The organism is Hydrogenophaga sp. GW101-3F08, from assembly GCF_059424585.1.
This window is the reverse complement of the sequence record NZ_JBWKZP010000002.1, coordinates 551,470-558,650: the sequence shown is the minus strand read 5'-3', so window position 1 is coordinate 558,650 and position 7,181 is coordinate 551,470. Positions and strand designations below refer to the sequence as shown.

The window sequence follows — 7,181 nt, the reverse complement described above, 5'->3', positions numbered from 1 at the left end:
GAACTCGTCGGCGGCGAATTTCTCCACGTACTCCTGGAAGGCGCGCGAGGACTGCTCGGCCGAACCGCTCATGAACGGCAGTTCGAACACCTCGGACTTGTTGAAGCGCCCCGGCGTGTAGCCCAGCACGGTCCAGGTGATGTCCACCACGCCGTCGCGCGCCTGGTCGAACAGCTGCGGTGGCGTGCCACCCAGTTGCATGGCGTGGAACAGCTGGATCTTGATGCGGCCGCCCGACTCGGCTTCCACCTTCTTCGCCCAGGGCACGATGGCCTTGGCGGGAATCGTAGCCTGCTGGGGCAGCATCTGGTGCAGCCGCAGGGTCACACTCTCCTGGGCAAAGGCAGCGCCAGCGAACAAGGTGCCGGCGGCAGCGCCCAGGGCGGCCAGCGCGGTTCGGCGTTTCATGGGGGCCATGCTTGTCTCCTGTGGTTGAAAAAACGGTTCGATGGCCGGGTGCGGGCCGTCAGCGGCGGCGCCGGATGAGTCTGATCGCCGACACGGCCGCGGGCCACGGCTCCGACGGATGCGCCGCGAGCACCTCGGCGAGGTTGCGCCGGGCCAGCCGGGAGTGCTCGCGCATGATGGCCTCGGCCCGCGCGCCCTCGCGCTGCTCGATCGCATCGAGCACCTGGTGGTGCTGGTCCTGCGCCACCGCCAGCATGTCGCGCGCACGGGTGGAATGGGCCTGCAGCAAGACGAAACCCGAGGGTGAGGCAAACGGCAGACTGGCCGCGCGCTCCAGCTGGCGCGAAATGGTCGGGCTGTCGGCCAGTTCGTGCAACAGGGTGTGGAACTGGCTGTTGAGCGCCACGTAGGCCGAAAAGCCCTCGTCGCTGAGGCTGGGCACCGCGAGCACCGCGTCGATGCGGGCCAGACAGGCCCGGGCCTCGGCCAGCACCACCGCCGGCGCGCCCCGTTCGGCCGCCAGCCGGGCCAGCAGGCCTTCGAGCGTGCCGCGCAACTCGATGGCATCGGCCACGTCGCGCTCGGAAAAGCTCTGCACCACATAGCCGCCGGCGGGCAAGGCCTGAAGCAGACCTTCCTGCTCCAGGCGCACCAGGGCCGCGCGGATGGGCGTGCGCGACATGCCCAGGCGCTCGACGATCGCCAGCTCGGCGATGCGGGTGCCGCCGGCCAGCTCGCCAGAGAGGATGAGCTCGCGCAACCGCAACAGGGCGCGCACCTGGGCGCTCTCGACAAAGGTGGGCCCCTGGCCAGCTGGCGTATCGGCGGGGCGTTCCTGGAGCGTGGTCATGGATACGCAATGTATACAGAAACACCCCAAAAACCCCCAGCAAGGGCCCTGTATCAGGGAAATCCATGAGGCAATGTATCCATCCCAAGCGGTGTTGTCTTGGCTACGATGCATGCGGGATCGACTTTCAACACCGGAGACACCATGACACTGCGCACCACCCCACCCTTCCGGGCCGACCATGTCGGCAGCTTCCTGCGCCCCGCCTACCTGCTGGAGGCGCGCGACCGGTTCTTCAACCAGAAGACCCTCAGCGCCGAAGCGTTGCGCGCCGTCGAAGACAAGGCGATCACCGAGATCGTGAAATTCCAGGCCGACGTGGGTCTGCGGTCCATCACCGACGGCGAGTTCCGCCGCACCTATTTCCACATCGATTTCCTCGAACAGCTCGGCGGCGTGAAGACCGACATCCCGGTCACCATCGTGCGGCCCGACGGCAGCGAAGAACTCGCGCCGCCCGTCATCCGGGTGATCGACAAGGTGCGCCACGCGAAGAACATCCAGCTGGCCGACTTCCAGTACCTGAAAGGCCAGGTGGAAGCGCTGGGCATCACCGGCCTGGTGCCCAAGGTGACCATCCCCTCGCCCACCATGCTGCACTTCCGTGGCGGCCGCGCCGGCATCAGCAAAGAGGCCTACCCCGAGCTCGACCCGGTGTTCTACGACGACGTGGCCAGGGCCTACGGCCAGGAGCTGCAGAGCCTGGCCGACGCAGGCTGCACCTATGTGCAGATGGACGACACCAACATGGCGTATCTCTGCGACGAAAAAATGCGCGAGGCCGCCCGCCAGCGCGGTGACGACCCCAACGAACTGCCGCACCGCTACGCGTGGTTCATCAACAAGGTGGTGGCGCACAAGCCCGCCGGCATGACGCTGGCCATGCACCTGTGCCGCGGCAACTTCAAGAGCACCCACGCGGCGGCCGGCAACTACGAGCCGGTGGCCGAGGCGCTGCTGTCGGAAATGAACCTGGACGCCTACTTCATGGAGTACGACGATGACCGTTCGGGCGATTTCCGCCCGCTGCGCTTCCTCAAGCCGGGCAAGACCGTGGTGCTGGGCCTGGTCACCACGAAGTTCGGCCAGCTTGAAAGCAAGGACGACCTCAAGCGCCGCATCGAGGAGGCCGCGCAGTACGCCCCGCTGGAGCAGCTGTGCCTGTCACCGCAGTGCGGCTTCTCCAGCACCGTGCACGGCAACAACATCGCCGTGGAAGACCAGCGCCGCAAGCTGGCGCTGGTGGTGGAGACCGCCAGGGAAGTCTGGGGAGGTCTTTGAGCCACCCCTGTGCCGCGACGCGGCGCAGGGTGTCACTTCTCGTATTTCGAGATCAGGGCCTTGGCCTCGCTCACCAGCTTGCTGCCGTCGATGTTCTTGGACTGCATGTCCTTGACCCAGTCGGACTCCACCGTGCTGGCGGTGCGGCGCCAGCGCTGAACTTCCGCCAGCTCCAGTTCGCTGATCTTGTTGCCCGCCTTGATGGCCAGGTCACGCCCGACCTTGTCGCCCACATCCTGCGTGCGTGCGATCAGGGCGCTGAATTCGGCGCCCGAGTTGTCGTCGATCACCTTCTTCAGGTCCGGCGGCAGCTTGTTGTAGGAGGCCTTGTTCATGGCCACCACGAAGGTGGTGACGTACAGCGCACGATCACCGGCAAACGTGGTGTGGTTCTTGACCAGCTCCTGCACCTTCAGGGCCGGCGCCACTTCCCAGGGGATGGTGGTGCCGTCGATCGTGCCCTTGGACAAGGCATCGGTCACCGCCGGCACCGGCATGCCCACGGGCGTGGCGCCCAGCTTGACCAGCATGTTGTTGACCACACGCGTGCCGCCGCGGATCTTCATGCCGTGCAGGCTCTCCAGACCGACCACCGGCTGCTTGGTGTGGAACAGGCCCGGGCCGTGGGTGTGGAAGGCCAGCACGTGCACGTCCTTGTACTCGTCCATCGCGTTTTTCTGGGCATAGTCCCAGAGCGCGCGCGAGGTCTTTTCGGCCGACAACCCGGCGATGAAGGGCAGCTCGAACACCTCCGTCTTGGGGAAACGACCGGGGGTGTAGCCCTGCAGGGTCCAGACGATGTCGACCACACCATCGCGCGCCTGATCGAACAGCTGCGGGGGCGTGCCGCCCAGCTGCATCGAGCTGTACATCTGGATCTTGATGCGACCCTTGGATTCTTCCTCGATCTTCTTGGCCCAGGGCATCAGCGCCTTGGAAGGCACCGTGCCCTGCTGGGGCAGGAACTGGTGCAAGCGCAGGGTGACCTCCTGCGCGAACGCGCCCGCACTGGCCGAAACCGCCAGGGCCAGCGCCGCCACTTTGAATGTCCAGGATCGCATGAATATCTCCGGTTGGTGGCCTGTTCGCGGGCCGGATGAGAGGTTGGCAACCCGTTCAGGAGCGCCACCAATCGTTATTTTCCATAACAATAGGCGTGCTGACTGCCTAGGACTTACCCCTAACCCGCGGCGAAGACACCGAACCGGTATCAGTGTGCGTGGTCTGCGAAAAGGCGGTGCAGCCCACCCCAGCGCTCGCTGAAGATGCCCGGGTCCATGGTTTTCAGGTCCCTGATGATGGGCTTGAAGGCCATGTGGGCCAGCACATCGCGCTCCAGATCCACGCCGGGCGCGATCTCGGTTAACTCCAGGCCTTCCTCGCACAGGCGGAACACCGCACGCTCGGTGATGAACACCACCTGCTGCTGGCGCAGCGCGGCGTCGTGGCCGTTGAAAGTGACCTGCTCGACCTGCTCGATGAACTTGCGTGCCTTGCCTTCCTTGACGATGGTGAGCCGGCCGTCGCCCACCTTCACATCCAGCCCACCGGCGGTGAAGCTGCCGCAGAACACCAGCTTCTTCGTCGAACGCGTGATGTTGACGAAGCCACCACAACCCACCGGGCGCCCGTTGAACTTGCTGACGTTGACGTTGCCGTGCACATCGGTCTGGGCCAGGCCGAGGAAACTCGCGTCCAGGCCACCGCCGTCGTAGAAATCGAACTGAGAACTCTGCTCGATGATGGACTCCGCGTTGTAGGCCAGACCGAAGTCGCCCAGCTGCGCGGGAATGCCGCCGTTCACGCCCGATTCGATCGACAGCGTGAGCAGGTCGGACACGCCCTCTTCCGCCGCCACGGTGGGAATGCCGGCCGGTATGCCGATGCCCAGGTTGGTGATGGCGCCGGGCTTGACCTCCATGGCCGCGCGCCGCGCAATCACCTTGCGCTCGTCCAGAGGCATGGGCTCCAGGCTGTTCGTGGGCACCTTGATGTCGCCGCACAGCGCGGGGTTGAACTGGGTGGCGATGGACTGCATGTGGTTCTCCGGCTTGCCGATCACCACGTAGTCCACCAGCAGCCCGGGCACCTTGACCGCCTTGGGGTGCAGGCTGCCGGCCTTGACCACCGCTTCCACCTGGCAGATCACGATGCCGCCCCAGCGCTTGGCCGCTTGGGCGATCGACAGCTGTTCCAGCAGCATGCCCTCCTTGTCCAGCGTGATGTTGCCGCGCTCGTCGGCCAGCGTGCCGCGGATGATGGCCACGTCGATCTTGGGCGGCGCGTAGTACAGCCACTCCTGGCCCTCGAACGCCACCAGCTTGACCAGGTCTTCGGTGGAGCGGCTGTTCATCTTGCCGCCCTCCAGGCGCGGGTCCACGAAGGTGCCCAGGCCCACCTGGGTCAGCAGGCCGGGCGAGCGGTTGGCGATCTGACGCGTGAGGTGCGAGAGCGAGCCCTGCGGAAAGTTGTAGGCCTCGACCTCGCCGTCGAACACCATCTTCATCATCTCCTTGCCGGTCTGGCCGAAGTGACCCGCGACCACGCGCTTGATCATGCCCGCGTGGGCGAAGTGCTTCATGCCCGCCTCACCCGAATTGCCCACCGCGCCACAGGCCCAGGTGGTCAGGTTGCGCGGGTGGCCGGTGTTGAGGAACGTGCGCTCCACCCCCTGCAACACCTCTTCCGGCAGACTGGTGACGGCCAGGCCACCCAGAAAGATCGTGGCGTCGTCGGCAATGAGGGCGCCGGCTTCGTCGGCGGTGATGACTTTCATGGATGGCTCCAAAAACAGATTCGAGAAAACAAGAAAAACGATTCACCAAGGAAACCAGAAGCGGCTGGTGCGCCCATCCCCAAACCCAGGGCTGCCAAGGATCCGGCTCCGCCGGTCCAAGGCAGCGCCCCCCTGGGGGGGGCGCACAGCGCGGCGGGGGGGGTTACACCTCCACCAGCAATGCCATGCCCTGCCCGCCGCCAATACAGGCACTGCTGATGCCGTAGCGCAGCCCCCGGCGGCGCAGCTCGCGCGCCAGCGTCACGGTCAGGCGCACGCCGGTGGCGGCCAGCGGGTGGCCCAGCGCGATGGCACCGCCATTGACGTTGAGTTTGTCGCGGTCCAGCCCGAGTTCACGCTCCACCGCCAGGGTTTGCGCACCCTGGGCCTCGTTGATCTCGAACAGGCCGATGTCGTCCAGCGTGAGCTCGCAGCGCTCCAGCAGCGCGCGGATGGCCGGCGCCGGGCCGATGCCCATGATCTCGGGCGGCACGCCGACCGCAGCCGCACCCACCAGGCGGGCCAGCGGCTTCAAGCCGTTGCGCTTCACGTAGGCATCGCTGGCCACCAGGGCGCCCACGGCGCCGTCCACCAGCGCGGAGCTGTTGCCCGCGGTCTGCACACCTCCGGCGTACACCGTGCGCAACTTGGCCAGCGCTTCCACCGGCGAGGGCCGCGGGTGGGTGTCGTGGGCCACCTGGTCCACCTTGCGCGGCAGGCGGATGCCCCGCGTGTGGTACCCATCGAGCACAAAGTCTTCGTTGACCACCGGCACGATCTCGCCCGCGTGAAAGCCGTCGGCCTGGGCCTTGAGCGCGCGTTCGAACGACTGCGAGGCGAAGGCGTCCACGTCGGCGCGGCTGATGCCGTACTTCTTCGCCAGGTTCTCGGCGGTCTCGATCATGGTGACCGGGCCGGCGGTGTCGTTCAGCGCCTCAACCAGGAAGTCCTTGAACTCCACCGGCGCGCCCAGTTTGAAGCCGCTGCGGTGGGTGTAGGCAGCGATCGGGTTGCGCGACATGGACTCGGTGCCCACCACCAGTGCCAGCTCGGCGTAGCCCAGCGCGATCTGGTCGGCCGCCTGGCGGAACAGTTCGAAGCCGGTGCCGCAGATGCGCTGCGCCAGGATCGAGGGCACCGCCAGGGGCACACCCGCGTACAGGCCGATGTGGCGCGGCAGCACGAAGGCATCGAAGTCGGCCTGCGCCATGGAGCCGGTGATCACCGAGTCCACATCCGCGGCGGCCACGCCGGCGCGTTCGATCACGGCGCGCGCGACCTTGATGCCCATGTCGGTGGGCGAGAGCAGGCCAAACGCGCCACAGTAGTCCACCATCGGCGTGCGCACGCCATCAAGCAGCCAGGCGTTGGAGAAACGGGCAGAGAAGTGTTTCATGGCATCAACCCTTGCGGCTGTCGGTCACGCGGATCACGGTGGCGTAGCCGCTGTCGCCCGCGGCGCAGCCGGTGAACAGACCCACACCGCCGCCGCGCAGCACCAGCTCTTCGATCATCTCGATGATGGCGCGCATGCCCGTGGGCGCCTGCGGGTGGCCCCAGATGATGGAGCTGCCGTAGTTGTTCATCTTCTGCCAGGCAAAGCCGGTGTCGCGCGCCAGCGCGATGTCGTTCACGGCGAACGGGTTGTGGGTCTTGATGACGTCGATGCCACCGATGGCCAGGCCGGCATTCTTCATGGCGTTGATCGCGGCGGGCGAAGGCGCCATGGGCATGTAGCCCGGCTCCACGCGGGCCATGCCAAAGCCCAGGATCTCCACTTCAATGCCTTTGTCGGTGGCAACCTCGCGCGCCCGCTCGCGGGTGGTCACGATGGCACCGGCGTTGCCGTCGGCCGGGTGGGTCTGG

General features: G+C 66.5%; 7 protein-coding genes. 1 reads left to right on the top strand and 6 read right to left on the bottom strand.

The annotated features are described in order from the left end of the window. Both AC07YZ_RS08245 and AC07YZ_RS08240 read right to left on the bottom strand, forming a co-directional pair. On the bottom strand, positions 1–408 hold a 408-nt coding region (locus tag AC07YZ_RS08245; RefSeq protein ID WP_494794395.1), incomplete at its 3' end, for a type 2 periplasmic-binding domain-containing protein. Between the two features lie 58 nt (positions 409–466). Continuing rightward, on the bottom strand, positions 467–1,258 hold the full coding sequence (locus AC07YZ_RS08240; RefSeq protein ID WP_494794394.1) for a GntR family transcriptional regulator: 792 nt from the start codon (positions 1,256–1,258) through the stop codon (positions 467–469). A 144-nt stretch (positions 1,259–1,402) separates the two neighbouring features. On the opposite strand from AC07YZ_RS08240, the gene AC07YZ_RS08235 reads away from it, so the two are divergent. Next, positions 1,403–2,539 (top strand): 5-methyltetrahydropteroyltriglutamate--homocysteine S-methyltransferase, encoded by a 1,137-nt coding sequence (locus AC07YZ_RS08235; RefSeq protein ID WP_226493657.1) that lies wholly within the window; start codon positions 1,403–1,405, stop codon positions 2,537–2,539. A 32-nt stretch (positions 2,540–2,571) separates the two neighbouring features. Here the strand turns inward: AC07YZ_RS08235 and AC07YZ_RS08230 are convergent, their stop codons facing one another. The 4 genes from AC07YZ_RS08230 to AC07YZ_RS08215 all read right to left on the bottom strand — a co-directional run bounded on the left by AC07YZ_RS08230 (position 2,572) and on the right by AC07YZ_RS08215 (position 7,093). Further along, positions 2,572–3,600 (bottom strand): TRAP transporter substrate-binding protein, encoded by a 1,029-nt coding sequence (locus AC07YZ_RS08230; protein ID WP_494794393.1) that lies wholly within the window; start codon positions 3,598–3,600, stop codon positions 2,572–2,574. Between the two features lie 149 nt (positions 3,601–3,749). Next, entirely contained in the window at positions 3,750–5,315 is a 1,566-nt protein-coding gene (locus AC07YZ_RS08225; protein ID WP_494794392.1) for an acyl CoA:acetate/3-ketoacid CoA transferase, read from the bottom strand. 163 nt (positions 5,316–5,478) lie between these two features. Then, on the bottom strand, positions 5,479–6,711 hold the full coding sequence (locus AC07YZ_RS08220; RefSeq protein ID WP_494794391.1) for a thiolase family protein: 1,233 nt from the start codon (positions 6,709–6,711) through the stop codon (positions 5,479–5,481). Between the two features lie 4 nt (positions 6,712–6,715). Beyond that, complete coding sequence (locus AC07YZ_RS08215) at positions 6,716–7,093, bottom strand: hypothetical protein (RefSeq protein WP_494794570.1); 378 nt, start codon at positions 7,091–7,093, stop codon at positions 6,716–6,718. Between the last annotated feature and the right edge of the window lie 88 nt (positions 7,094–7,181).

What these genes read in the sequence shown, in the direction of transcription:
- AC07YZ_RS08240 (WP_494794394.1), bottom strand. Translation starts at nt 1,258, where the DNA reads ATGACCACGCTCCAGGAACGCCCCGCCGATACGCCAGCTGGCCAGGGG.
- AC07YZ_RS08235 (WP_226493657.1), top strand. Translation starts at nt 1,403, where the DNA reads ATGACACTGCGCACCACCCCACCCTTCCGGGCCGACCATGTCGGCAGC.
- AC07YZ_RS08225 (WP_494794392.1), bottom strand. Translation starts at nt 5,315, where the DNA reads ATGAAAGTCATCACCGCCGACGAAGCCGGCGCCCTCATTGCCGACGAC.
- AC07YZ_RS08230 (WP_494794393.1), bottom strand. Translation starts at nt 3,600, where the DNA reads ATGCGATCCTGGACATTCAAAGTGGCGGCGCTGGCCCTGGCGGTTTCG.
- AC07YZ_RS08220 (WP_494794391.1), bottom strand. Translation starts at nt 6,711, where the DNA reads ATGAAACACTTCTCTGCCCGTTTCTCCAACGCCTGGCTGCTTGATGGC.